The organism is Nocardia brasiliensis ATCC 700358 (assembly GCF_000250675.2).
GTDB lineage: Bacteria > Actinomycetota > Actinomycetes > Mycobacteriales > Mycobacteriaceae > Nocardia > Nocardia brasiliensis_B.
The window spans coordinates 2152381-2178514 of sequence record NC_018681.1; the positions used below are offsets into that span (position 1 = coordinate 2152381).

Below are 26134 nucleotides of genomic sequence, written 5' to 3' on the forward strand. Positions count from 1 at the left end.
GGCGGCGGACAATAGGGTGTCCGGTGGTTGGCAGGCGAGTCGCGGAGTGGTTGCGTGGACGGAGTTCGAAGCAAATCGGCTCGGCGATCAGGTGGATTGCGATGGCGGTTGGTCTGGGTTTGAGCATCGGCACGGTGAACACGGTTTCCGCCCTCGCGGAGGAAGGTTCGAGCGGCGCCCACCCAGCCCGCTGGTTGCGCCAGCTCCCCTCGACGCAGGCTCCGCCGGGCCGCCGGTGGCCGCCGCGTGCCCAATCCATCACCCGCCGCACCACACTCACCTTCGACAGCACCGGCCTCGCCCGGGTCGGCATGATTCCGCGGCACGGCCGCGCCATCACCGAATTCGCCGATCTCTCCCAGCGCTCCGTTGTCTCGGCCCGCGTCGGGCATCGGGCACTCTCGCCCGCCGACCTGGTCGCGGTGGTGGCCGAATGCCTGATCGGCGAGGCGCTGTTCGATCACCCCCGCGAGGCCGGTCACGGCGTCGGCATCGCGCTGACCCATCCCGCGCGCTACACCGACGCGCACGTCGGCGATCTGCGTGCGGCGCTGGACGCGATCGGTCTCGACCATGTCGCACTGGTCGCCGAGCCGATCGCCGCGGCAACCTGGCTGGAGGCCGACCGCGGCCCGCTCATGCCCGGCCTGGCGCTGGTCTACGACCTGGGCGGGGCCAGCCTCGATGTCACGCTGGTCCGGGTCGGGGCGGGCTGTCCCCGCAATCCGATCGTCGGCGAGCCGTTGCGCTCGGCGGAGTTCGGCGGCCGCGCCTTCGGCGCCCTGGTCGCCTCGCGCGCCGGGCACGGCCTGCCGTCGGATTCCATCTCCGGCTCGGTCACCGGGACCACCGCCGACGAGTTACGGACCAGGCATGTGCGGGCCTCGTTGGAACTGGTCTACAAATGCCTGCGCATCGCCGATGTCACCATGGCCGATGTCGACTGTGTGCTCGTCGTCGGCGGCGCGGCCCGGCCGGTCGAGGTGGCTCAGGTGCTGGCCGGCGAGCTGGCCCGGCCGGTCATCGCCGCACCGGATCCGGAGCGGACCATCGCGGACGGCGCGGCGATCATCGGCCGCCGGGCGGCGGTCGCCGTGGAGGAGTCGGCGGGCAAGCAGCACGGCAAGCGGCGCGGCGGGGGCGCGCATCGACGGGCGGCCACCAGGGCGATGGTGTTCTCGCAGCGGACGAAGCGCAGGCTGAGCCGGGTGGCGCTGGCAGCGGGGCTGTCGGTCGCGGGCGTTGGGATGGCGCTCGCCTTGCCCGCCGACGGGGTGATCGTGGGGATGGCGCAGCTCGCGACCCTGCGCTGACCGCGGGCGGTCGTACCCGGTGGTGATCGTGACGAGGGCGGTCGCCACCGGGTACGCCGCTTTCCCGGCGAGGGGGAACTGACGGCGGCGTCCTCTCGCGATACGCCGCCACCACTTCCTCCTGATCGTTCGACCAGCTCTTTTCGGGGTACCCGCTCCATGGGTTGACGTGACAGCCTGTAGGTGTAACCATGGGGTACAGGTAAACGTTTCGAAGAGAGAGGCAGTGACGACGATGTCTGCAGCCGTGACGCCCCCGATCGACCCCGATCTGGAGAAGGCGCAGGAGTACGCCGCGACGCTTCTACTGCTCTCCGAGGGCTCGGTCAACAAGCATTTCGACCCCTTCGACGATATCGACTGGGACAACCCGGACTTCGACCCGAACACGGGCGCGCACCGGTGGATCCTGCCGATGTCGGCCGACCCGCTGGGCCGGCACCCCTGGTACCTCGCGCAGTCCGACGAGCGCAAGATCGCGATCGGCAAGTACCGCCAGGCCAACGTCGCCAAGGTCGGCCTGCAGTTCGAGTCGATCCTGATCAGCGGCATGGTCACGCACAATTTCGGCCTGCCCAACGGCTCGCCCGAATTCCGGTACTGCTCCCACGAGATGATCGAGGAGCACAACCACACCCTGATGTTCCAGGAGATGGTGAACCGGATCGGCGACGACGTGCCCGGTATGGGTCCGCTGGTGCGCAAGTTCAAGTACCTCGGTGCGCCGGTGGCCGCGTGGTTCCCCAACCTGTTCTTCATGGCGGTGCTGGCCGGCGAGGAGCCGATCGACCACATCCAGAAGGCGATCCTGCGCTCCGACGAGGACGTGCACCCGATCATGCGCGGCGTGATGGCCATTCACGTGGCCGAGGAAGCGCGGCACATCTCCTTCGCGCACGAGTTCCTGAAGATCCACGTGCCCGAGTCGAACGCGTTCAACCGGTTCGTGCTCTCGATCGCGATGCCGATCGTGATGTGGATCCTCGGCCGCTCGATCTTCACCCCGCCGCGTTCCTTCTGGAAGGAATTCGACATCCCGGACTACGTCCGCAAGGAACTGTTCTACGGGTCGAAGGAATCCAAGCAGGAGTTCAGTGACTTCTTCGGTGACGTGCGCACGCTGGCCAAGGACATCGGCCTGATGAACCCGATCTCCAAGGCGGTCTGGAAGCTGCTCAAGATCGACGGCCACACCACCCGCTACCGTTCCGAGCCGCTGCGCGCGGTCAAGGCCGGCTGACGTGCCCTACATCGTCACGCAGTCGTGCTGTAGTGACGCCTCGTGCGTGTACGCCTGCCCGGTGAACTGCATCCATCCGACGCCGGACGAGCCCGACTTCCTGACCGCGGACATGCTGTACGTGGACCCGAAGGCGTGCGTCGACTGCGGCGCCTGCGCGACCGCCTGCCCGGTGGACGCGATCGTGTCATCGAAGAAGCTGACCGAAGAGCAGAAGCCGTTCATCGAGATCAACGCCGACTTCTACCGGCAGGCCCGGCCGCGTCCGCTGCTGGCCAAGCCGGTGCCCGCGGCCGAGATCCGGACCGAGCGCCAGCCGCTGCGTGTGGCGATCGTCGGGTCCGGCCCGTCGGCGATGTACGCGGCGGACGAGCTGCTGACCCAGCCCGACGTGGCGGTGACCGTGTTCGACCGGTTGCCGGTGCCGTATGGGCTGGCCCGGCACGGTGTCGCGCCGGATCACGCGAAGACCCGGAAGGTCAGCGAGCTGTTCGACGTCATCTCGGCGCAGCCCGGCTTCGCGTCGTATCTGAATGTCGAAGTGGGCGCACACGTTTCGCACAGCGAACTGCTCGACCACTTCCACGCGGTGATCTACGCGGTCGGTGCTTCGGCCGATCGCAAGCTCGGCGTGCCCGGTGAAGGACTGGCAGGCAATGTCTCCGCCACCGACTTCGTCGCCTGGTACAACGGGCATCCCGATCACGCGGATCGGCTGTTCGATCTGTCGCAGCAGCGCGCGGTGATCGTCGGTAACGGCAACGTCGCACTGGACGTCGCCCGCATTCTGACCAGCGATCCGGAAACGTTGTCCGGCACCGATATCGCGCCGTACGCACTGCGGGCGTTGCGCGAGAGCAAGATCGAGGAAGTGGTGATCCTCGGGCGCCGCGGTCCCCTCGAATCCGCTTTCACCGTGCCGGAATTCGTCGGTCTGCTCGGTTCCGATGTGGACATCGTGATCGAAGGCGACCTGCCCGAGCTGACCGAGGGGCTGCCGTACCAGGTCGAGCAGAAGCTGCGGCTGCTGCACACGGTGCGCAACCGGCCGTCCGGCGAACGCAAGCGAATCGTGTTCCGCTACTTGGCTTCGCCCACCGAGATCGTCGGCACCGACCGGGTCGCGGGCATCGAGGTGAGCCGCAACGAGCTCGTCACCGACGCGGACGGGCGTACGCGGGCGGTGGCCACCGGCGCGACGGAACGGCTCGACGCGGGCTTGGTGCTCACCTCGGTCGGTTACCGGGGTGTCGCGTTGCCCGGCTTGCCCTTCGACGACGCGGCGAGCGTCATCCCGAACCTGAACGGCCGTGTGCTGGAACGGGTCGACGGCGCGGTGCTGCCCGGTACGTACGTCACCGGCTGGATCAAGCGCGGCCCCACCGGTTTCATCGGCACCAACAAGTCCTGCGCGCAGGAAACGGTGCAGCAGCTCGCCGACGACTACAACGCGGGTCGGCTGCCCGAACCAGGCGGCAGCGCAGCGGAATTCGACCGGCTGATCCGGCATCGGCAGCCTGCGGTGCGGGTCGCGGGTGCGGCCAAGCGCGTCGGTCCGGTGCGCAGGTTGCTGGCTCGCTCCTGACCCGAAACCCCTCGTGGATCATGAGATCCGCGAGGGGTTCGCTTTTGCGTAGCCCCATTTTCTGGGCCTTGCCGCTAGGGCTGCACCCGTCCACGATAGAAGTGGGCGGGGACTCACCGGTGACGCGGTTACGAAGTCCGCAGTGTCATCACCTGCCTGTTCCAGCGAGGTGCGTCGGGTCGTCCTCGCTGATGGCTCGGGCGGGTCGCGCACGGCGGCCCGCCCGAGTAATTCCGGTCGCCGGAGAGCGTCAGCGCGCGGTGAAGCCGCCGTCGATCGCCAGGGCGGCGCCGGTGACGAAAGCGGCCTCCGCACTGAGCAGGAACGCGCAGAACCCCGCGATCTCCGCCGGCGTGCTGATCCGGCCGAGCGGATGCATGGCGGCGATGGCTGCCGCACCCTCCGGCGTCGCACCCATCGAATTGCGGAACGCCGGTGTATCGACCGCGCCGGAGACCAGCGCGTTCACCCGGACGCCCTGCTCGGCGGCCTCCAGCGCGACCGCCCGGGTCAGGCCGACCACGCCGTGCTTGGCCGCGACATACGGTGCGACCGAGCCCATTCCGACCACGCCCAGGTTCGACGCGTTGTTCAGGATCGCGCCGCCGCCGGTGGCGACCAGCGCGGGCACCTGGTGCCGCAGGCCGTAGAACACGCTCGTCAGATTGAGTTCCAGGTCGGCGCGCCAGCCCGCCTCGTCGATCTCGGCGACGGGCCCGAACGCGTTGACCGCGCCCGCGTTGTTGAACGCCGCGTCCAGCCTGCCGAACTCGGTGACCGCGGCCTCGGTGAGCCGGGCCACGTCCTGTTCCACGGTGACGTCGGTCGGCACGAACAGGGCCCGCCCGCCCGCGGCGCGGATCTCGGCGGCCACCCGCTCGCCCGCGTCCTTGCCGCGGGCGCCGAGCACCACCGCCGCGCCCTCGGCCGCCACCCGCGACGCGACGGCCTTGCCCACGCCGGAGCTGGCGCCGGTGATCAGCACGACCTGATCCGCGAACCGTGATGTCATGTTGTCCATTTCCCTTCTGGTTCATGCGATCTCACCGCCCTGTGGTGTGGTCGCAGTACCCAGTCAAGTCCGCGGCAGGGGCCTGTGCTGGCGGGAAACAGTCGTTGAGTTGATGTGTCATTTGTTTGCGTGCGTAGCCGGAGCTAATTCAGCTGAAGCGGTACGGGTGATCGAATTAAGCTGAGCTGGCAATGGTTTAGTTACCGACCGGTAAGTGTGTGGGAGTAACTTATGATTTGGTGGGGGAGGCCGTCCGATATTCGTGCATGTGCACATTGTCCGGATCGCTACGTGATAACGGGATCGGGTGATGTGTTGTTCAACCTTCGACCGTCCAGAGGGCTGAACATCGCTGCCGCTCCGCATCTTCGCAGGTGACCCGGATCATTGCGCTGTGCAGCTAAACGTTTCACGCCATTTCGTCGCCGTTCATATCAATTCCGCATCCTTCCAGCGAGCCGAGCAGCTAATCTGTGCTGGCTGTTTGGAAGACGACCGCGGCCACATGGTTCTCTGTGTGATGGACGTGGTCTCGGTACGTTGACGGGATAGCATATGACCACAGGTCTGGGTTTCAGCATCGGCGCAGTGAACTCTATGACGGCTTCGGTTACCGGTGCGCGAACCCGGCCCGTCGTGCGCAGCAGGCGCACCGCGGTGACCTTCGACAGCGCGGGCGGACTGCGCGTCGGCGGCATCCCGCAATTCACCATGGCCGTAACGGATTTCGCCGACCTGAGCCGAGACCCCGAGCCGATGATCGTCGGCGGGCGCATCTGGTCACCCGCCAACCTGGTCGCCGCGGTGGTGAACGGGCTGCGCACGGCCGAACCGAGCGCGGCCGAGTCCGGTGCGGTAGCCACCTATCCCGCAACGTATTCCGGCAAGGATGTGGCGCTGCTGCGGCAGGCCCTGGATCTGTCCGGGGCGGGCGATGTCGAGCTGGTGCCCGAACCGGTCGCCGCCGCGGAATGGCTGGAGGCCGAGCACGGCCCGCTGGAGCCCGGTTTCGTGCTGGTCTACGACCTCGGTGGAACCAGTTTGGATGTCACCATCGTGCGGGTCGGACCCGACTGGGACGACCATCCCATGGTCGGAAAGCCGGTGCGTTCCTTCGACTTCGGCGGGCGGCCCCTCGGTGCGATGATCGCGCGTTACGCGCACGAGGCCGGGCCGGGCGCCGCGACCTCGATGCTGTCCATGGTGGACATCGACGGTCTGCGCGCCGCACACGTGTACGACACGCTCGAGATCGTGCGCGACGTCGTGCGCTCGGCCGACCTCACCCTGTCCGATATCAGCCGCATCCTGGTGATCGGCGGTGCGTCCCGTCCCGCCGAGGTCGCCCGCACCCTCGCCGAACTCGGTCGCCCCCTGGTGGTTTCGGCCGATCCCGGGCACACCGTGGCCGCCGGGGCCGCGCTGCGGGCCGCGCGGACGATGGCGCTCGCCGCGTCCGGCGGTAAGCAGAGCGCCCCGCGCGTCGCGGTGTTCTCCAGTGCCGCTGTCGTTTCCGCGGTGGCGATGTCGGCGGTGACGGTGTTCGGCAGTCCGGCGGGGCCCGATGCGTCGCCGATCCTCGAGCACTTCCCGGGCGGCGATATGCCTGCCAGCGACAGCGCGCTGTACGACACCAGCTTCGACCGGATCGCGGGCAATCACGAAGCGTGGATCGCCTCCCCGGCGGGCTGGACGCCGCCGCGCTCGCTCGCCGCCTCCACCGGCCTCGCGCGCCCGTCCGCGTACAGCAAGTTCATCACGCCCGTCGCGCACTCGACGCCCCTCGGCCCGACCCTCGCCGAATCCCGTCGCGGGGACCACAACGAGCCCCGAACCTACGACACCACAGACCGATACCACGGGTCGCCCTATGCGAACCCGGCCTACTTCATCAACCCCCTGCCCTTCGGCCAGCCACCCGTCGCGACCCCCGGAACCCCCGGCCAACCGGCCGTGCCGATCGCAGGCACGCCCGCGACACCGCCGGCCCCCGGCGCCATCCCGCCCGCTCCGCAACCAGGAGCCACCCCCGCGGTGCCGGACCCCGGCACGATCCCCGGTGTACCCGCCACCGGCCCGATCACCGACCTGCCCGCCTCCGGAACCGCCACCGGCACAACCCCTTCCACCCCCGGCACCAGCGCCGGTGGAACAACCTCCGGCGGTACCTCCACACCCGCCGCCGGAGGTTCCACCGATACCGGTGGCGCCACGACGGGCGGAAGCACCTCGGGAGAGTCGACCAGTGGTTCCACTTCGGGCGGTTCTACTTCCGGTGGTTCGACCTCGGGTGGTTCGACCTCGGGTGGTTCCGATGCCGGTGGTTCCACCTCGGGTGGTTCCGATTCCGGCGGCTCCACTTCTGGTGGCTCCACTTCGGGCGGTTCGACGTCGGGCGGTTCCACTTCGGGCGGTTCGACGTCGGGCGGTTCCACTTCCGGTGGTTCCACATCAAGCGGATCCACGTCGAGCGACTCGACTTCCGGCGGCTCCACTGCCAGCGGCTCCACCTCCGACAGCTCCTCCTCCGGCGGTTCCTCATCAGGCGGTTCCTCGTCCGGTGGCAGCAAGAACTAGCCCTCGTCGCGGCGCAGCCGTCGCGGCGGTCGCCCCGCTCCGGGCGGCGCCGAGGTGTCGTTGCTTTCGTGCGGCACCCTGTGGACCAGGGGCGGTGAGGTGGGTTTTGCGCTGGCGGTTCCGTTTCGGGCGGCGGCAAGATCTAGGCCGTGGGGCAGGTGTGGTGCTGGCGTGGCGGGTGGAACGCCTTCGAGGGGACCGTCGCGCACGGTCTTGGCGGACAGATCGGTACTCGCTCGGGGCGATCCCGGATTGCTCGGGTGAGTGCGCAGCGCGGATGAGCTCGTCGGGGCGGCTGGGTACTCGGTGCGTCTCGGGGCGGACTGATGGCCGACGGGTCCGGGTTCGCTCGGTCCGCGGACTCCGCGGATGTGATCGCGGCCGCCTGCGAGTCGGTCGCCCCGTTTCGGGCAACTCCCGCACCTCTTCTGTGTTCGCGCACGCGCTTTGCCATGCCAGAGGCGGTGCGGGAACACGGAACTGGTGCGTCAGCTCAGAAAGGGTGCGCGACCGCTCCGGCGCTGCCGACTCTGTCGCTTGCGGAGTTCCTGCCGCGCGCTTTTTCGCGTCCCGCGCGGGTGTCGTTCGAAGGACACGCGCGCGGGGTGACAGGAAGTGCGCGGGAGTCGCGGCGGCGGCGGTGTGAATGGCTGACGGGTGTCGTACCCCATTGGCACAATGAGTTGATGACAGTAGGGGGTCCGCAGCTTATCGCGCTGGATGTGGACGGCACGTTGCTCGACACCGGTAGCCCGGTGAGCGAGCGGGTGGCGGCGGCGGTGCGCGCGGCCATCGGGGCGGGCGCGCATGTGGTGGTGACCACGGGGCGGACCGTGCTGACCACCCGGCCGGTGCTCGCGGAGCTGGGCCTGGTGGCGGGGCACGCGCTGTGCTCGAACGGCGCGGTGCAGGTCGACGTCGCGAACGGACAGCCGGTCGCGATCGAGGCGTTCGATCCGGCGCCCGCCGTGCTGGCGCTGCGCGCATTGATCCCGGAGATGATCTTCGCGGTGGAGAAGGTGGGCGTCGGCCACTGGGCGACCGGTGCCAGTCCCGGCGAATTCTCTATCGGTGAATACCTTTTGGTCGATCACGGTGCTCTGAGCAGCGAGCCGACGCCGCGCCTGAACGGCTGGTGGCCGCAGGGCACGCTGGCGCAGATGCGCGCCCTGTTGCACGAGCTGGAGGTGCCGGGCGCGAGTTGGGTGCACGGCGAATTCGGCCCCTGGCTCACCGTTTCCCGCCGAGGCGTCTCGAAAGGCTGGGCGCTGGAACGTCTCCGCTGTGCCCTCGGCGTCCCGCACACCGCGACCCTGGCCATCGGCGACGGCTACAACGACCGCGAAATGTTGCGCTGGGCGGCACATTCCGTGGCCATGGACAACGCACCGGACGAGGTCAAAACCCTGGCGACCGAGGTGACCGCCACGGTGCACGAAGACGGCGTCGCCACCGTCCTGGAACGCTGGTTCCGGCCGTAACTCCTGCTCGCCGGCCAGGTCGCCACACTCGACCTCCGCTCCGGCAGGCGCGCGGTGCTCGGGATCGGCGCCGGGCACATCGCGGCGGAATAGACCGTGCAAGGTCGCGAACACCCTCGACGTAAGAGCTGCGGCTCAGCGCTCAGCGTGAAGGACGCGGCTCGGTGTTCGGTGTGAGGGGTTGTGGTCGGGTGTTCGGCGTGGTGGGTTGTGGTCGGGTGTTCGGCGTGAAGGGTTGTGGTCCGGTGTGAGGGGTTGCCGCCGGTGTTCGGTGTGAAGGGCTGCGGTCCAGTGCTCGGGTTAAAGCGTTGCGGCCCGGTCCTCGGCATAAGCGTTGCTGCTCAGTGGATTTCGATGCGGACGATGGGCGGGCTGGTCGGCGCCGGCGAGCCGGGGGTCGGTTCGGTGGTGATGCCGAGTGCCGTGGTGGTGCGGAGCAGATCGGCGGTGAGTTCGGTGGACGTGTCCGAGGTGTGCATCATGCCCGCGGAGCGTGGCGTGCCGTCGGCGTGGATCAGCCAGAGTTGGTAGCCGTGCCCGGAACCTGGCGCGGGAAGCCCGGTCGCCGACACCACCACTTTGCCGACACTGCGGGACAGCACCGCCGTCGCCGAACCGTCTCCGGCGAACACCACACCGGTGTGGGTGACGGCGTCGCGCGCGTTGCGGACCTGCTCCGCCGCCACCGTCGTGTCCGGTCCCGCGGTCCGATCGACGAGGGCCAACCCCACCGCGACGACGGCCGCGGCCACCGCGACGCCGATCCAGACCCGCGCCAGCCACCCGCGCCGATCGATCTCGGCCGGAGAAGCGTTGTCCGACAACTGTTCCAGCGGCGGCAAGACCACGGTGCGTTCCAGCTCGCCGACGGCCGGGATGATCTGAGTCCGGCCGAGTGCGCTCGCGGAGCCGGAAACCTGTCGGCGCGTGCCGATCTCGGCGAGCACCCGCTCCTGCACCGCCGTTGCCGATACCGAGCCCACGGCGGTCGCGAGCCACACCGCGACCGGCCGTAACGCGTCGACCTCGACGTGACAGAGCGGGCACTCGAGCAGATGGCGTTCGAAGTCTGCCCGCGCCTCGTCGGGCAGCGCATCCAGAACGTAAGCGCCGGTGCGGTGGTGGACTTCGGCTGTCACGACTGATCGCCGATGCTTTCGCGCAACCGGAGCAGTCCGTCGCGCATTTTGGTTTCGATCGTGCCGACCGGCTTGTCGAGCACCTCGGAGACCTCTCCGGCGGAGTAGCCGCCGTAGTAGGCGAGGATCAGCGACCGGCGCTGCGAATCGGCGAGTTCCGTCAGCGTCCGGCGGACCGCGTCGTCTTCGATCCGGTCCACCGTGGTCTGCACGACTTCGTCGAAACACCAGCGCAGTTCGGTCTGTCCGTCCCGGTCGGTACCCGCGCTCCGCACCCGGTCCACGGCGCGACGATGCGCGATCGTCATCGCCCACGCCAGGACCGGCTGGTTCTGGTCGTCGAACAGTGGGGCCTGTTCCCAGAGTTCCAGCAGCACGTCCCGCGCGACCAACTCGGACTCGGCGTGGTCGCGGATCACCCGCGTGACGAGGCCGAGGACCGGTGCCGCGACGAGGTCGCAGAACTCGGCGAAGGCCTGCTCGTCGCCGCGTCCGGCCTGCCGGATCAGCAGTTCCGGGGTGGCGGCGCCGGGGACCGTTCGGGCGGAGATGACCATGTGGTGTCCTTCCAAGCCTGACCGAGCCGGAAGCCGTGCACGGTGATCACGGCGAATGTGGCCCAGATCATATGTCGCTCCCTTTGCCGCGCCACCCCGGCTACCCCGAAGCGGCCGCTTACGCCGGACCCGTCTGCGCGAGAACCTCGAGGTAGTGCGGGTTGGACATGAGGCCGAGGACATTGCCGAACGGGTCGACGACGGCCGCGGTGACGAAGCCGCTTCCGGTGCCGCGCTCGGTGATCGGCTCATATTCCTTCGCGCCGAGTTCGAGCAGGCGGGCGAAGGTGCCCGCTAGGTCGTCGACGTGCCAGTTGACGATCGCGCCGCCGGGAGCGTTCCGGGCCCCCGCCGGGGCGTAGGCACGATTGACGATGCCGAATTCGTGCAGGTAGTCGCCGATCCGGAATTCGTAGTACCCGTTGGGGACGTGGAAGTACGGCTCGATGCCGAGGAACTCCGTGTACCAGTCCTTGGCGGCTTCCAGATCGTCGGCGTAAAAGGTGCTCGTCGCCATTCCGCGCAGCATCGCTGATCTCCTTTGTCGGTTCGTTCTTGCTGGTGAAAACCATGATCCGGGATAAAGTGCGCACGGAATGAGCACTTTTTCCGGCAGAATCGTGCTCATGCGAGCGGACAGACTGGTGGCGATCCTGCTGATGATGCAGACGCGCGGGCGGGTGACCGCGGCCGAGGTCGCCGCGGAGTTGGAGACCTCGGTCGCCACCGCGCGCCGTGACCTCGAGGCGCTGTCGATGGCGGGTGTCCCGGTGTATCCGCAGCCGGGCCGGGGCGGTGGCTGGTCGCTGGTCGGCGGCGCGCGCACCGACCTCACCGGCTTGACGTCGGGGGAGGCGCGGGCGCTGTTCCTGCTGGCGGGGCCCTCGGCCGGATCGGTGCCCGAGGCGAAATCGGCACTGCGCAAACTGGTTCGGGCGCTGCCGCAGACCTTCCGGTCGGACGCGGCAGCAGCGGCCGATGCGGTGGTGATCGATCCGTCCCGCTGGGGACAGACCGACCGCGAACTCCCGCAGGTAGTTTCACTGCTGCAACGAGCGGTGGTGCAGCGCAACAAGGTTCGCCTGCAATACACCGGCCGGAACCAGGAACGCACTGAGCGCCTGGTGGATCCGTGGGGCCTGGTCGACAAGGACGCTGTCTGGTATCTCATCGCCGGGACGGACCGCGGCCAGCGCACCTTTCGCGTCGACCGGATCGCCGAGGCCGTCGTCACCGCGGAAACGGCTTATCGCCCAGCAGATTTCGACCTGTCCGCGGCTTGGCAGGAGGTCGTGGACGAGATGGAGCAGCGTCGCGCGAGCACGGCGGCCACGGTCCTCGTTCCGGAACGTCTGCTGCCCATTCTGCGTAACCAGCAGGGCCGGAATTGCGTGGTCGACGGACCGATCCCCGATGGCCGGATGCGGGTCCGAGTCACCGCTCCGACGTCGTGGATGCTCGCCCAGCAGCTCGCCGGGTGGGGCGCGTCCATCGAGGTCCTCGACCCGCCGGACGTGCGCGCCGAACTGGCCCGCATCGGCGCCGAACTCCTCGACCGCTACGCCGCCGGGTAGGCAGGAGCCCCAGCCACATAGTCCGGCCGCCCCGTCCGGGCCTGTAGTTCCTACCTCCGCGTACGACCGACCGTTCGTGTTCGTGGAATTTCGTGGAACAATGGCAGTATGTCCGAGCCGAAAACCGCCGGTGACCAGCAGCCCGGCGCCGATCAGCGCCTGGCGAAAGGCGCCAGGTCCCGGGCTTCGATCGCCCGGCATGCCGCCGATGTGGCGTCGGTCGAGGGGCTGACGGGCGTGAGCATCGGCAGGCTCGCGACCGATCTCGGCGTCAGCAAGAGCGGCATCGCGACCTTGTTCGGCAGCAAGGAAAGCCTGCAACTCGCGGCGATCAAGGTCGCCCGCGAGGTCTTCACCGACGCGGTCGTCACGCCGAGCATGAGTGAGCCGGCCGGGCTGCCGCGGTTGCGGGCGGTGGTCGAGCGGTGGTTCGGTCAGGTCGCCGCGCCCGCGTTTCCCGGCGGCTGCTTCCGGGTGGCCACCATCGCGGAGTTCGACAGCCGTCCGGGGCCGCTGCGCGACGCCATCGCGGCGGACAGCCGTGACTTCGCCACCTTCCTGTCCAACGAGATTCGCCTCGCACAGGAGCAGGGGCATCTCACCGGACGCAATGCCGACGTGATCGCTTTCGAATTGGGCGCGGTGATCGCAGCGGCGCACAACGCCCAGCAGATGGGTGACGAATGGGGCGTCGCGACCGCCCGCTCGATCGTCGACCACCTGCTCAGCGACTGACGCCGGCGAATCTCGTTCAGGCGGACAGGGTGAGCGTGTTCGCGAGCGCCGCGTCGTAGCGTTCCCACCCGATCTCGGGCAGCGCCGGATGCGCCCCGATGACGTCGGCGTGCACCACGTGCGGCGCTGCCGCCACGAGCCGATCGGTCAACCGACCGGGGGCCAGGAACCACGGCGCGACCAGGATCTCCTCGGCACCCCGCGTACGCAACCGTGAAATAGCTCGACCCACCGTGGGTTCCGTAGTGGCGAAGCAGATTTCGGTGAGGTGGCCGGTGCGTGCCGCCAGTCGCCGCGCCACCTCGGCGGTCAGCGCGTTCGCCGACGCTGACGAGGAGCCGACGGCGGCGACCGCGATGCCGAGGCGGGACGACGTGGTGCGGCGCTCGAGTACCCGATCGCGCAGCGCCCCGATCAAGCGGGCGTCACGTCCGAGCACATCCGCCTGCGTCAGTCGCAACTGCGGATGCCGGGTGCGGGCCGCGGCCAGCAGGCCGGGCAGATCCACCCGGGCATGGAACGCGCTGCCGAGCAGCAGCGGCGTGACCACCGCGTGGGTATGCCCCGCCGCCGCGACGGCGGCCACCACATGCTCGACCGACGGCGCGTTGAGATCCAGAAACGCCAGTCGCACATCGTATTCCGGCCGCGCCGCGGCGAGATCGGCGACCACCGCCGATATCGTCGCGGCCGAGCGCGGATCCCGGCTGCCGTGCGCCACCGCGATCAGCGCGGGCCTGCCCCGGTGGGCGGCGAGCCCGCGCATCTCAGGCTCCGGCGCCGACCTCGACGGTCGACAGCACGTCGCCGACGAGGCCCGCGGCCAGGGTGTTGCCGCCCGCGGGATCGATGAGCAGGAAGCTGCCGGTGTGCCGGTTCACCCGGTAGTCGTCCACCGCGAGCGGCTCGGCTACCCGCAGCGATACGCGACCGATGTCGTTGAGCGCCAACGACTCCGGGTTCGGTTCGGCGGCGAGCCGCTGCTCGTCGAAGCGCTCCAGCAGTCCGCCGACGATGACCTGGGTCGTGCGGGTGCCGTGCTTGAGCAGCAGGCGGGCGCCCGGGTGCAGCGGCTTGTCGCCCAGCCAGCAGACGGTGGCGTCGAAGGTGTCGATCGGCTCCGGCGCGTCGGCCACCGAGGCGATGATGTCACCGCGGGAGATATCGACGTCGTCGGCCAGGATCAGGGTGACGCTGCGCCCGGTCTGCGCCACCGCGAGCTCGCCGTCGGGTGTGTCGATCCGCTCCACGGTGCTACGGATGCCGGAGGGCAGCACCACCACCTCGTCGCCCGGCGCGACCGAGCCCGCCGCGATCTGGCCCGCGTAGCCGCGGTAGTCCGGGTAGTCGGCGGTGCGCGGCCGGATCACGTACTGCACCGGAAAGCGAAGTCCCAGTGTGTGATCGCCGGTGCTGTCGGCGTCGACCGGCACCGACTCGAGGTGCTCGATCAGCGACGGGCCGGTGTAGTACGGGGTGTTCGACGAGCGGGTCGCTATGTTGTCGCCGTGCAGCGCGGAGACCGGGATCTCCAGCACGTCCTCGTCGGACCAGCCGAGTGTGCTGGTGAGCCGGTTGAATTCGGCGGAGATGTCGGCGAAGACGGTCGCCGCGTCGTCTACCAGATCGATCTTGTTCACCGCGAGCACCAGCTTCGGCACGCCGAGCAGCGCCAATACCGCGGCGTGCCTGCGGGTCTGCTCGATGACGCCCTTGCGCGCATCGACCAGCAGGATCACCAGTTGCGCCGTGGACGCGCCCGACACCGTGTTCCGGGTGTACTGCACGTGCCCGGGCGTATCCGCGAGCACGAAAGAGCGCCGGGGCGTGGCGAAGTAGCGGTACGCGACATCGATGGTGATGCCCTGCTCGCGTTCCGCGCGCAGGCCGTCGACGAGCAGCGAAAGGTCCGGCGTCGCCAGGCCTTTGTCCACTGACGCGCGGGTGACGGCGTCGATCTGGTCGGCGAGCACGGATTTCGTGTCGTAGAGCAACCGCCCGACCAGAGTGGACTTGCCGTCGTCGACAGAGCCGGCGGTGGCCAGCCTCAGTAGGTCGGACATGTCAGAAATAACCCTCTCGCTTGCGGTCTTCCATCGCGGCCTCGGACACCCGGTCGTCGCCGCGGGTCGCACCGCGTTCGGTCAGTCGGGACGCGGCCACCTCGGCGAGGATCGCCTCGTTGTCGGCCGCATCGGAAAGCACGGCGCCGGTGGAGGATCCGTCGCCGACGGTGCGGTAACGCACCGAGAGTGTCTGCAGCGCTTCACCTTCGCGCGGCCCGCCCCAGACGCCGGGGGTCATCCACATGCCGTCGCGCTGGTACACCGGACGCTGGTGCGCGTAGTAGATGCTGGCCAGGTCGATGTCCTCGCGAGCGATGTAGCGCCAGATGTCGAGCTCGGTCCAGTTGCTGAGCGGGAAGACCCGGACGTGCTCGCCCGGCGCGTGCCGCCCGTTGTACAGGTTCCACAGCTCGGGGCGCTGCCGCTTCGGATCCCACTGCCCGAAGGCGTTGCGCAGCGAGAAGATCCGCTCCTTGGCCCGCGAACGCTCCTCGTCGCGGCGGCCGCCGCCGAACACCGCGTCGAAGCGGTGTTCGCTGATCGCGTCCAGCAGCGGGACGGTCTGCAGCGGATTGCGGATACCGTCGGGGCGTTCGGCGAGCCTGCCGTCGGCCAGGTAGTCCTCCACCTTGGCGACATGCAGCCGCAGCCCGTACCGCTCGACGATCCGGTCCCGGAACTCCAGCACCTCGGGCAGGTTGTGCCCGGTGTCCACGTGCAGCAGCGCGAACGGCAGCGGCGCGGGCCAGAATGCCTTGAGCGCCAGGTGCAGCAGCACGGTGGAGTCCTTGCCGCCGGAGAACAGGATCACCGGCCGCTCGAATTCGCCTGCTACTTCCCGGAATACATGGATCGACTCGGATTCCAGAGCCGCGAGGGTATCGAAATCGCTGATCCCTAGGGCACGCTGGGTAACGTTCGAGGTTTCGTTCACAATCATCTCCGTCACGCTGTATCCCCTTTCACATGCCCGAGGGGCCCTACGTGGTTACGCAGGCTGCCGCCTCCGGGCCCTGACTCGGTCATGTGGTGTGCAACCCGCATTCGGTCTTGGCGAGGCCGGCCCAGCGGCCGCTTCGCGGATCGGATCCCGGCTCGGGCTTGCGCGTGCACGGGGCGCAGCCGATGGACGGATATCCCTCTTCGACAAGGGGATTGACGAGAATGCCGTGCTGTTCGATGTAGGCCTGCATCTCGTCGTCGGACCACGCGGCGATCGGATTGATCTTCACCAGCCCGAACGCCTCGTCGAACGAGATGAGCGGGGCGTTGGCCCGGGTCGGCGCCTCTACCCGGCGGATGCCGGTGACCCACGCGTTGTAGCCGGACAGCGACTTCCGCAGCGGGACGACCTTGCGCAGCCGGCAGCATTCCCCGGCGTCGCGCGCGAAGAGGTCCTTGCCGAGCAGTCGATCCTGTTCGTCCACCGTGTGTTCCGGCCGCACGTTGACCACGTTCACGCCGTACACCGCCTCGACGGCGTCGCGGGTGCCGATGGTCTCGGCGAAGTGGTAGCCGGTGTCCAGGAACAGCACGTCCACGCCGGCGTGCACCTGCGCGGCCAAGTGGACCAGCACGCCGTCCTGCATGTTCGACGCGACGATGTAGCCCGGCCCGAACGTGTCTTCGGTCCATTGCAGCAGGTCGACGGCGGACGCGTCCGGCCCGAGGTCGGCGGCGCCCTGCGCGGCGAGCGCGCGGAGCTCGTCCTCGGTCAGCTTTGCCACCAGTTCCGTTGTCACAGTTGATCTCCCATCACGTGCCCGGCGCAATCGAGGCTCATTTGAGATCCGCCTCGTCGGCACGAACGGCCCACTGGGCGAACCGTTCGCCGTCCTCGCGGTGCTTGATGAAGTTGCGCACCACCCGCTCGATGTAGTCACCGAGATCGCTGCTGGTCACCTTGTGCTGCCGCAGCTTGCGCCCGAAGGCGCTGTCGAAGCCGAGGCTGCCGCCCAGGTGTACCTGGAAGCCCTCGACCTGGTTCCCGTCGCCGTCGTCGACCAGCTGACCCTTGAATCCGATGTCGGCGATCTGGGAGCGCGCGCAGGAGTTCGGGCAGCCGTTGATGTTGATGGTCACTGGAACGTCCAGCAGCGCATTGAGATCCGCGAGCCGGTCCTCGAGTTCGGGCACCAGCGCCTGGGACCGCTTGCGTGTCTCGGCGAAGGAGAGCTTGCAGAACTCGATGCCCGAGCAGGCCATCAGGTTTCGCCGCCACAGCGACGGACGCGCTTGCAGCCCGAGGGGCGCCAGCTCGTCGATCAGCGCGTCGACCTTGTCGTCGGCGACGTCGAGCACGATCAGCTTCTGGTACGGCGTGAACCGGATGCGGTCGGCCCCGATCCGCTCCACCGCGTCGGCGACCTTGGTCAGGATGGTGCCCGAGACGCGGCCCGCGATGGGGGAGAAGCCCACCGCGTTGAGCCCGTTCTTCAGCTTCTGCACCCCGACGTGGTCGATCGGCTTGGTCGGCTGCTCCGGCGCGGGGCCGTCGATCAGCTTGCGCTTCAGATATTCGTCCTCGAGCACCTGGCGGAACTTCTCGATGCCCCAGTCCTTGACCAGGAACTTCAGCCGCGCCTTGGTGCGCAGCCGCCGGTAGCCGTAGTCGCGGTACAGCGACACCACGGCCTCCCACACGTCGGGCACCTCGTCCAGCGGCACCCACGCGCCGACCCGCTGCGCCAGCATCGGATTGGTGGACAGACCACCACCGACCCAAAGATCGAGGCCGGGGCCGTGCTCGGGGTGTTCCACGCCGACGAACGCGACGTCGTTGATCTCGTGCACCACGTCCTGCTGGCCAGAGATCGCGGTTTTGAACTTGCGCGGCAGGTTGGAGTACTCCTTCTTGCCGATGTAGCGGCGCACGATCTCGTCGATGGCCGGCGTCGGGTCGATGATCTCCTGCAGCGACTCACCCGCCAGCGGGGAGCCGAGCACGACGCGCGGGCAGTCGCCGCACGCCTCGGTGGTCTTCAGGCCGACCGCTTCGATCCGTTTCCAGATCTCCGGGACGTTCTCCACCTCGATCCAGTGGTACTGGACGTTCTCGCGGTCGGACAGATCCGCGGTATCGCGGCCGAACTCGGTGGAGATCTGGCCGAGCGTGCGCAGCTGCTCGACATTCAACGCGCCCGCGTCGCAGCGGATGCGCATCATGAAGTACTTGGCCTCGAGCAGGTCGATGTTCTCGTCGCCGGTCCAGGTGCCGTCGTAGCCCTGCTCGCGCTGGGTGTAGAGACCCCACCAGCGGAAGCGTCCGCGCAGGTCGCCCTTGTCGATGCTGTCGAAGCCGGCCTTCGAGTAGATGTTCTCGATCCGGGCGCGCACGTTGAGCGGGTTGTCGTCCTTCTTGGACTGCTCGTTCGGATTCAGCGGCTCGCGGTAGCCGAGCGCCCACTGGCCTTCCGCCCTGCGCCGCACCGGCTTACCCGTGCGGGCGCGCGGCGCCGCCGAGGTTTCCGGGCGCGGTCGGTCGGGGCGGACGCGGCGTTCGGCGGCGGGGCGTTCGGGTCGCGCTTGCGGGCCGGGCCGGGACTCGGGGCCGGACTGATCGATCGGACCGGCGTCGGTGCTCGACGTCATGGGGTCGCTCCTGCGGGTTGGTGATTGCCGTGCAGAGGGCGCGAGGGGCTGATCTCGCGCCTGCGGTGTGCAGCGGAGGCGATACGAAACTTTGCGGGTCGCCGGTTGAGCCCGGGAATGGGCGCGCTGAACTACCGAGAAGAGTTGGTCAGACAGCAGGCGCTACAGACGCGCTTGTAGTCGACGTGGCGACGTGCCACAAGTCGTACTCCCGATGCGCGCATACGGGTTATTGTGCCATGTCAGCGACGACGTTCCGACCCCTCGCCCGTATTTTCCGCACTTTGCCGGGAAATCCCCTGGACCGTTCCGCTGAGATGTGACGGCCGTCATAGATCAACTGGCGATCGCGGCTCGTGATGCGGAGATCTTGCTGAAGTGAGCTGTCTCACAACGAGTCACGCGGCCCGGTTCGAGCGTTGACCTCAAGTAATGTTGAGGTGTCACCGTTGTCGGCATGAGCACCACTACCGCCGAACTCGACGCCATCCGCGCAGTCGTCGCCACCGTCCAGCACGCCCAGCAGAACGAACTCGTCGACGAGTTCGTCGGTCTCTTCCGCGAAGACGCCATCTGGACCACCGGTCACGGTCAGCGGCTGTTCGGCCGGGCCGCGATCGCCGAGTTCACCGCCGCCGCCCTGCCCGGCGCCATGCGCGACGGCACCGCCACCTACGAGGTCGAGCACGTCCTGTTCATCCGGCCCGACGTGGCCGCGGTGAAAGTTGTCCAGCGCTACCTGAACCACGCCGGCGAACTCACCGGTCAGGGCTCACCGATGTATGTGATGGCGAAGGAAGGCGGTCGCTGGTTGCTCACCGCCAACCAGAACACGCCTGTCACCGACTGATGCGCCGCCCCCGTTGCCCGCGTGCGGCCGGGCAGCGGGGGACCGGCAGACTGGAGGGGTGAGTTCCCCTGCGGCTGTCCCTGTCGAAACCGAAACGTCCGAGCCCGTGCTCGGCGACTTCGGCGGCGGTGCGTTCGGGATCTACGTCCATGTGCCGTTCTGTGCCACCCGCTGCGGATACTGCGATTTCAACACCTACACGGCGGGCGAACTCGGCACGTCGGCGTCGCCGCAATCCTGGCTCGACGCGTTGCGTGGCGAGTTGTCCACGGCGGCAGCACGTTTCGCGGCATTGCCGACCGCGACGCCCGAGGTGGCGACAATCTTCGTCGGGGGCGGCACCCCCTCGCTGCTCGGCGGCGAAGGGCTGGCCGACGTGCTCGACGCGGTCCGCGCGAACTTCACCCTCGCCGCCGACGCCGAGGTGACCACCGAATCCAATCCGGAATCCACCGATCCGGCGTTCTTCGAACGGCTGCGCGCCGCGGGGTTCACCCGGATATCCCTCGGCATGCAGTCCGCCGCCGCGCACGTGCTGAAGGTCCTCGACCGCACGCACACCCCGGGCCGGGCGGTCGCGGCCGCGCGGGAAGCCCGCGCCGCCGGGTTCGCGCACGTCAATCTCGATCTCATCTACGGAACGCCCGGCGAGCGCGACAGCGACCTGGACGCCAGTCTCGATGCCGTGCTCAGTGCGGGTGTCGATCACGTCTCCGCCTATTCGCTGATCGTCGAGGACGGCACCGCGCTGGCCCGTCGAGTGCGCCGTGGCGAACTGCCCGCCCCGGACGACGACGTCCTCGCCGCCCGCTACGAACGCATCGACGCCCGCCTCACCGCCGCGGGTCTCACCTGGTACGAGGTCTCCAACTGGGCCGCCGGTCCGGCCGCGGCCTGCCGGCACAACCTCGGCTACTGGGACGGCGGCGACTGGCTCGGCGCCGGACCCGGCGCGCACAGCCATGTCGGCGGCGTCCGCTGGTGGAACGTGAAGCATCCCGCGCGCTACGCGGACCGGGTGGCCACGGGCGGCCTGCCCGCCGCCGGCTGGGAGGCCCTCACCGCCGACGAGCGCTACACCGAACGCCTCATGCTCGCCGTCCGGCTCCGCACCGGTCTGCCGCTGGCCGAACTCGACGAGTTCGGCGCGGCCGCCGCCGGCCAGATCGTCGCCGACGGCCTGGCGGCTCGACACGAGGACAACCTGGTGCTCACCGACCGCGGCCGCCTGCTCGCCGACGGCGTGGTCCGCCGCCTGCTCGTCCCCTGACCACGCCGCCCCTATCGCGCCGTTAGGGATTTCCGCGGACTCCTGGGTTGGTTCGGCTATCGCTGAGCCGATGACCCTTGTAGGCTTCGGACCAACCCCAAGGAGATTCATGTCCCCGGCACGACACATCACCCTCATCCACGAACCGGGCGAATTCGCCGAGGCGCGGGCAGCGGAAAAGGCCGAAAATGCGCGACAGAGCGCAGTGGCCGCCCGCACGGTCGCCAGTTATTCACAGAATGCCGATGATTGCCAATCCCTATTGGCGATGCTCGGCTTGGACGCCCTAGCGGGCAAACAAGCCAAGGTCTGCGACTAAAAGTTCCGGCCCGGTCGGGTCGTACGCGCAGCGTGCCGTCGACTCGAGCTGCGGGCCCAGCCGCTTCCTTGATATCGGCCCCGTCATCGCGGCCGACATGATTGTGCACCAGCTTCCCTCGCGATCGCGGCCGACCTCGAGTCGTCCGGCCTAGTGGCCGGACACGCCCACCTGGTCTCGGCCGCCGATAGCGTCATTCTGCCTGCGTCGCAATGCTTCACGGCCAGCGAGATCGATGCCCCGCACCCTCGTCGGTGTCGCGACCGACGGCGGTGACCGGTGTACTCGAGGCGGCCGCGCAGTAGCGTGGGGTGACTACAGAACGGGGGAGTGCGGTGGACTGTGGGCACCAAAAGGACAGTGGCCGGGTCGATTTGCTGTACGCGGTGCGACACGGCCAGAGCACGGCGAATGTCGCTGCTGTGGCCGGTGCCCACCGCGAGACCGACGATATGGCGATCGGCCTGACCGAACTCGGGCAGCGGCAGGGCGCGGCCGTCGGGCGGCAGCTGGTTGCCATGGCGCCTGAGGCGCGACCCGAGCTGGTGTTGTGTTCCCCGTACCTGCGCGCGGTCCGGACCTGGCAGCTCGCCGAGGCGGAATTACGTTTCGCGGCAATACCTTTGCCGTGCTACCAGGTTCATCCGAGGCTCTATGACCGGTATCGCGGTCAGCTCGCAGGGCTAACGTCTGCCGCTGTGCGGGAGCGCTTTCCGGGAGAAGCGGTGAAAGAAGCGCGCGATCCGCTCGGGTATCGACCACCCGAGGGGGAATCGTTCCGGGATGTCGCGGCGCGACTACGCGGCGTGGTGGCCGATCTCGAGGCTGATCGGCAGCACCGCCGCGTGTTGATCGTGGCGCACGACGCGGTCGTGCTGTACCTGCGGCAAATACTCGAAAACCTCGACGACACAGCAATTTTGGCAATAACTGCCGAGGGTCTCGCAGGCAATGGGTCGTTCACGACCTGGCGGCGAATATCGGATGGCTATCGTCTGGAATCCTACGATGAGCGCGGGCATCTACCGGCGGAGTGAATTTCGCGGATATGCCGAAATCATGGCTCCAGCAGATTGTTTCGCATCGGCGCGGGTAAAGCGACGATCTGCTGCGAGATGTGCCGGCGGACCTGGCCGACCCGCAGTTCAGCGGGCAGCGTCTGCCAGACCTGCCGGATCAGTGCGCGGGCGTGCTCCGGGTCGCCCTGCCGGGTGCGCATCGCCGCCATGTCCAGGTCGAGCAGCGAGCGCCCGACCTGATCCTTGTCGGCCATCGGCAGGCTGAGCATCCGCTGCCGCAGTTCCTCCGCCGCGCGCCAGTCGCCGATCGAACTCAACGCGTGCGACTGATGCCAGCGCAGGATGTATTCCGAAATGCCTAGATTGTCATCGGATTTCACGTCGGACGGCAGGTTCGCGAACATCCGCTCGGCGGCCTGCACCCCTTCGATCGCCTCCCGGCGCCGGCCGATCCGGGCCTGGATTCCCGCCTCGGCGAGCAACCCGAAGACCATGGCCGAATCCGGGCCCGCACCGCCGGACGCCTGCGCCGCACGCGCCATGGCCAAGCCCTGATCGAGTGCGTGGCGGTAACACTCGTGCGTGTGTGCCATATGTCCGTGCAGCCATGCCTCCACTTCCCGGTCACCGGCCAGGCGCGCGGCGCGGCGCGCCTTGTAGAACCACATGAACGTGTCGTGCAGATCGGCGACGTCGTTCATCCGAAAGGCGATGAGCCCGGCCAGAATTGCCTCGATCCGATGTAACCGCCGGTGCATGTCGGCCGAGTGGTCGGTCAGCTGCAGCTGCTGGACCTGCGCCAGATCCCGCATGCGCGCCGGAATGTACTCCGAGGGCGGCAGCACATAGACCAGATACCCGCAGAGTTCGAGGCTGGATTCCAAGGCGCGCAGGATCTCCCACGCCGTCGGCCCGCCTCGGACCACCGCGGGCAACACGATTCGGCGCTCGGGTTCGTCGTCGGTGTAGTCGTGGCCGAAACCGAGCCGGTCCGGCCGAGTGCGGTACAGCCGGCACAGCGCGTCGAGGAACTGATACGACGGCATGTCCAGCCCGGTCTCCCAGCGGGACACGCTCTGATGGGACAACCCGCGACACGGTGATTCGGTTTTGACGAGTTCCTGCAATTGCTGCGCGACATCGACGAGCGTGAATCCGTAGGCGATGCGATGCGCGCGCAGCAACGACACCCCGCAATGCGCGCGCACGGCATGGACCGTCTCCCAGGTCGAAGACCCAGCGGCTTCGAATTCGCGTACGACACGGCGCCCGCACGCAATGCTGTGCTGACTGCTCACCCCTGCTCCAGATGACTGGCTATGCACTGAGCGGACGTGCGCTGGCCTCGGCAACATCCGCGCTTTCGACGGTATCCCTGAGCTGGTCCAACGTCCACTTTCTGGCAGTTCTGCGCGCGATACGTGCAAGCAGAGCGGTGTCTCTGGCCTGGTCGGGGCGACGGCGGCACGCTGTTGCGCATGAAAAGAATCAGAATCGTCGGTGGGGTCCCGGCGAGCCCGTGCGAAGCCGGTGAGGATGAGCACTCGTCATTCGTCACGCAGATCGCGCACGTGCTGACCGCTGTTGGGACCGTTGTGACCGCGTTGGCGGCCTTTGTCGCCTGTGCGGCGGCACTCAATACATTGAGCGTCACGGTATTGGCCGCGGCGTGGGTGGTGGCAGGTTGGCTGGCGCGGGGTCGTCGGTGCCACTGTGCCGCCGATCGAAAGCATGCCCGTAGCCACCATGTCATGGAGGGATCTGTCTAGTCCCCTGACAACCTGAGGTGGCTGCTCAGACGTGAGCGACACCTGAAAAATACCCGTCAGTACGGAACTGGCGGTGCGTCGCGCTGGGTAGGCTCAGCGCATCAACGGCACCGCGCTCGCACAACGCAGAACACTTATCGACCTGCGTGGTATCGGTGCGTTGATCTTGCTGACCGCGTCGTTCGCCATGCTCACCGTGTTCTCGCGGTATCTCGACACCGGTTTCACTGTCGCCCAACAAGTTTACCTACGCGCCGGTGTCGCGTTCGGGATCGCGGCGGTCGTTTTCGGCCGCTGGATCCGATGGCGGGTGATACTCCACGCAGGTGCCCGGGAATGGTCGGTGATCGTGGTGCGCACCGTCCTGCTCTATGTCTTCGGGACGACGTTGTTCGCGAAGGCGGCGACGATGACGACCGTCGGCAACATCTCGTTCATCGCCGCGCTACCGCTGGTCGCGGCACTCGGATTGGTGTTGCGCCGAGTGCCCGTGACCGCGGTCCGGGTGTTTTTCGTCAGCGGGTCCGCGATCGGGGTCGCCATCCTGTCCGGCTTCGGCATGAGCTGGGGCTCCGGCAAGCAGGGCGACGTGATCGCCTTGGTCGCGATGGTCGCGATATCGCTGAGCTATCTGGGCCGTGACTGGCACAGCGGAACCCTGAACAACTACGAGATCACCGCGTTGACCGTCGGTGTCGGTGCACTGGGTGTCGCATTGACCTCATTGTGCCAATGGGAAGGTCTGCCGCGGCTGCCGTCGGATGTTTCCCCGGGGATGCTGTGGACCGCGATCGGGATCGCGGGCGGGCTCAGCGTGCTCAACGTCTTCCTGATGAACTTCGCCTTCGAGCGGGTGGATCCGGTGCAGGGCGGCAATCTGCTGACCCTGGAATGCGTGTGGGGCCTGCTGTTCGGGTTGATCTTCTTCGGTCAGGTGCCGACCTGGGCCGGGATCGCGGGCGGGGTGCTGATCGTCCTGTGCGCGGTGGGGCTCAATATCGCCGACGGGCGCGCACCCGCCGACGCGCAACGCAGCGAGTCGATTCCGGTCCAAGTGGAGCAGCGGGAACTCGAACCGCCGGATTCGGTGCAGTGGACGCCTCTACCGACCGGTCCGGAACCGCTGCGAGACGACGAGTTGCCGCAGTACGCCGGTGTCGTCGGGCCCGTGTTGCCGGGGTCCGGTGCGAATCCGGAACAGCGCTGAGGTCGCTACCAGGCGTCGTGTGCGTCCGCCAAACGTTTGAGAGACCGCTCGATCCAGGTGGTGAACTGTGCGGTGAGGTCCGCCGGGGTCGCCGGTCGGACCGCGATGTGCGAGCCGCGGGTTTCGGTGTAGCGGCCGTCATCGGTGATGTCGTGCCACTGCAACACCTGCCACGGCTCGGCACCGGTGTGCCAGGGCGCGGCGACGAGGACGGCGGTGCCGCCCCCGTCGGCGGGGCGCCCGAGCAGACGCTGGTACTGCTCCCGCGGGGTTTGGCGGGCGACATCCTCGAAATAGCCGTTGCGGCGCCGGCCGATATCGTCCGGATGGAACGTGGCCGGCGCGGCGCTGCCCGGCGGACACGACGGGATCGACTGAACCACCCGGGCGGGCAACGCCTCCGGACGGAACATGCGCACGCGGATCGGACCGTGCTCGGTTTCCGTCCCCGCCTGCATCAACGTGACCGCGCGATACGGGTTGCGCGCGCCGATGATCCGATACTCCCGGAAATCTCCCGGCCCGGTGCTGTTCTTGTGTCTGCTTGTGCCACCGAGGATTTCGATCCGCAACTCCGAGCTGCTCACTGTGTGCAAGGCCAGCTGGATCTCCTCCAGCTCGTCGGCGGAGTAGCGGCCGCGGACCGTGCGCCGGTGCGCCGCGAACTCGTCCCGCAGGGCGAACCGGCTGGTGTAGCGCAGCGGGCTGGGCAACCGGTCATGCGCCTCGGAGTACCAGAGCGACGCGAAATCGTCCGGCTCCCAACTCCACTCAGCCATGCCTGCTCCGGTCTCCTTCACCTACTCGATCTCGCCCGCAGGAAAGCCCGC

Annotated in this window: 24 protein-coding genes; 12 read left to right on the plus strand and 12 right to left on the minus strand. The window is 68.3% G+C overall.

Features of this window, described 5'->3' with window-relative positions; genetic code table 11:
- Positions 1-101 precede the first annotated feature (101 nt).
- From O3I_RS09565 to O3I_RS09575, 3 genes are all read left to right on the plus strand, one after another.
- A complete protein-coding gene (locus tag O3I_RS09565; RefSeq protein ID WP_014982705.1) occupies positions 102-1313 on the plus strand; it encodes an Hsp70 family protein in 1212 nt (403 codons plus the stop codon).
- Between the two features lie 235 nt (positions 1314-1548).
- Positions 1549-2553, plus strand: coding sequence for an AurF N-oxygenase family protein (locus O3I_RS09570; protein ID WP_051066537.1), 1005 nt, complete (start codon positions 1549-1551; stop codon positions 2551-2553).
- Between the two features lies 1 nt (position 2554).
- A complete protein-coding gene (locus tag O3I_RS09575) occupies positions 2555-4138 on the plus strand; it encodes an FAD-dependent oxidoreductase (RefSeq protein ID WP_051066540.1) in 1584 nt (527 codons plus the stop codon).
- Between the two features lie 250 nt (positions 4139-4388).
- Here the strand turns inward: O3I_RS09575 and O3I_RS09580 are convergent, their stop codons facing one another.
- Positions 4389-5150 carry an SDR family NAD(P)-dependent oxidoreductase gene (locus O3I_RS09580; RefSeq protein WP_041563587.1) on the minus strand — a complete coding sequence of 254 codons (762 nt, stop codon included), beginning with the start codon at positions 5148-5150 and terminating at the stop codon, positions 4389-4391.
- A 597-nt stretch (positions 5151-5747) separates the two neighbouring features.
- Here O3I_RS09580 and O3I_RS42515 point away from each other — a divergent pair.
- Together O3I_RS42515 and O3I_RS09595 are read left to right on the plus strand one after the other, a co-directional pair.
- Positions 5748-7727, plus strand: a complete 1980-nt coding sequence (locus O3I_RS42515; RefSeq protein WP_167829122.1) for an Hsp70 family protein — start codon at positions 5748-5750, stop codon at positions 7725-7727.
- Between the two features lie 686 nt (positions 7728-8413).
- Positions 8414-9208 (plus strand): HAD family hydrolase, encoded by a 795-nt coding sequence (locus tag O3I_RS09595; protein WP_041562512.1) that lies wholly within the window; start codon positions 8414-8416, stop codon positions 9206-9208.
- Between the two features lie 341 nt (positions 9209-9549).
- On the opposite strand, the gene O3I_RS09600 is transcribed toward O3I_RS09595, so the two are convergent.
- The 3 genes from O3I_RS09600 to O3I_RS09610 all read right to left on the minus strand — a co-directional run bounded on the left by O3I_RS09600 (position 9550) and on the right by O3I_RS09610 (position 11433).
- A complete protein-coding gene (locus O3I_RS09600; RefSeq protein WP_014982711.1) occupies positions 9550-10347 on the minus strand; it encodes an anti-sigma factor in 798 nt (265 codons plus the stop codon).
- A complete protein-coding gene (locus O3I_RS09605) occupies positions 10344-10904 on the minus strand; it encodes a sigma factor (RefSeq protein WP_014982712.1) in 561 nt (186 codons plus the stop codon). Before O3I_RS09605 ends, O3I_RS09600 begins: the two co-directional genes overlap by 4 nt.
- Positions 10905-11022: 118 nt before the next feature.
- Entirely contained in the window at positions 11023-11433 is a 411-nt protein-coding gene (locus tag O3I_RS09610) for a VOC family protein (protein ID WP_014982713.1), read from the minus strand.
- Positions 11434-11530: 97 nt separating this feature from the next.
- On the opposite strand from O3I_RS09610, the gene O3I_RS09615 reads away from it, so the two are divergent.
- Complete coding sequence (locus O3I_RS09615; RefSeq protein WP_014982714.1) at positions 11531-12478, plus strand: helix-turn-helix transcriptional regulator; 948 nt, start codon at positions 11531-11533, stop codon at positions 12476-12478.
- Between the two features lie 108 nt (positions 12479-12586).
- Positions 12587-13213, plus strand: a complete 627-nt coding sequence (locus tag O3I_RS09620; protein ID WP_014982715.1) for a TetR/AcrR family transcriptional regulator — start codon at positions 12587-12589, stop codon at positions 13211-13213.
- 16 nt (positions 13214-13229) lie between these two features.
- Here the strand turns inward: O3I_RS09620 and O3I_RS09625 are convergent, their stop codons facing one another.
- The 6 genes from O3I_RS09625 to O3I_RS47020 all read right to left on the minus strand — a co-directional run bounded on the left by O3I_RS09625 (position 13230) and on the right by O3I_RS47020 (position 19094).
- On the minus strand, positions 13230-13979 hold the full coding sequence (locus O3I_RS09625) for a sirohydrochlorin chelatase (RefSeq protein WP_014982716.1): 750 nt from the start codon (positions 13977-13979) through the stop codon (positions 13230-13232).
- Between the two features lies 1 nt (position 13980).
- Positions 13981-15276: a sulfate adenylyltransferase subunit 1 gene (locus O3I_RS09630; RefSeq protein ID WP_014982717.1), complete on the minus strand. Its 1296-nt coding sequence runs from the start codon at positions 15274-15276 to the stop codon at positions 13981-13983.
- 1 nt (position 15277) lies between these two features.
- Positions 15278-16219 carry a sulfate adenylyltransferase subunit CysD gene (gene cysD / locus O3I_RS09635; RefSeq protein ID WP_041563591.1) on the minus strand — a complete coding sequence of 314 codons (942 nt, stop codon included), beginning with the start codon at positions 16217-16219 and terminating at the stop codon, positions 15278-15280.
- Positions 16220-16301: 82 nt separating this feature from the next.
- Positions 16302-17021 (minus strand): phosphoadenylyl-sulfate reductase, encoded by a 720-nt coding sequence (locus tag O3I_RS09640; RefSeq protein ID WP_014982719.1) that lies wholly within the window; start codon positions 17019-17021, stop codon positions 16302-16304.
- Positions 17022-17058: 37 nt separating this feature from the next.
- Positions 17059-18870: a nitrite/sulfite reductase gene (locus O3I_RS09645; RefSeq protein WP_014982720.1), complete on the minus strand. Its 1812-nt coding sequence runs from the start codon at positions 18868-18870 to the stop codon at positions 17059-17061.
- A gap of 131 nt (positions 18871-19001) precedes the next feature.
- A complete protein-coding gene (locus O3I_RS47020; protein ID WP_366929490.1) occupies positions 19002-19094 on the minus strand; it encodes an Ms4527A family Cys-rich leader peptide in 93 nt (30 codons plus the stop codon).
- Positions 19095-19327: 233 nt separating this feature from the next.
- Here O3I_RS47020 and O3I_RS09650 point away from each other — a divergent pair, with 233 nt between their 5' ends.
- From O3I_RS09650 to O3I_RS09665, 4 genes are all read left to right on the plus strand, one after another.
- A complete protein-coding gene (locus O3I_RS09650; protein ID WP_014982721.1) occupies positions 19328-19720 on the plus strand; it encodes an SgcJ/EcaC family oxidoreductase in 393 nt (130 codons plus the stop codon).
- A gap of 106 nt (positions 19721-19826) precedes the next feature.
- Positions 19827-20990, plus strand: a complete 1164-nt coding sequence (gene hemW / locus O3I_RS09655) for a radical SAM family heme chaperone HemW (RefSeq protein WP_014982722.1) — start codon at positions 19827-19829, stop codon at positions 20988-20990.
- A 109-nt stretch (positions 20991-21099) separates the two neighbouring features.
- Positions 21100-21309 (plus strand): hypothetical protein, encoded by a 210-nt coding sequence (locus tag O3I_RS09660; protein WP_014982723.1) that lies wholly within the window; start codon positions 21100-21102, stop codon positions 21307-21309.
- A gap of 374 nt (positions 21310-21683) precedes the next feature.
- A complete protein-coding gene (locus O3I_RS09665) occupies positions 21684-22346 on the plus strand; it encodes a histidine phosphatase family protein (protein WP_041562514.1) in 663 nt (220 codons plus the stop codon).
- 20 nt (positions 22347-22366) lie between these two features.
- On the opposite strand, the gene O3I_RS09670 is transcribed toward O3I_RS09665, so the two are convergent.
- Positions 22367-23536: a helix-turn-helix domain-containing protein gene (locus tag O3I_RS09670; protein ID WP_041562515.1), complete on the minus strand. Its 1170-nt coding sequence runs from the start codon at positions 23534-23536 to the stop codon at positions 22367-22369.
- Between the two features lie 721 nt (positions 23537-24257).
- Here O3I_RS09670 and O3I_RS09675 point away from each other — a divergent pair.
- A complete protein-coding gene (locus O3I_RS09675; protein ID WP_014982726.1) occupies positions 24258-25304 on the plus strand; it encodes a DMT family transporter in 1047 nt (348 codons plus the stop codon).
- Between the two features lie 5 nt (positions 25305-25309).
- Here the strand turns inward: O3I_RS09675 and O3I_RS09680 are convergent, their stop codons facing one another.
- Positions 25310-26083 (minus strand): ESX secretion-associated protein EspG, encoded by a 774-nt coding sequence (locus tag O3I_RS09680; RefSeq protein ID WP_014982727.1) that lies wholly within the window; start codon positions 26081-26083, stop codon positions 25310-25312.
- Between the last annotated feature and the right edge of the window lie 51 nt (positions 26084-26134).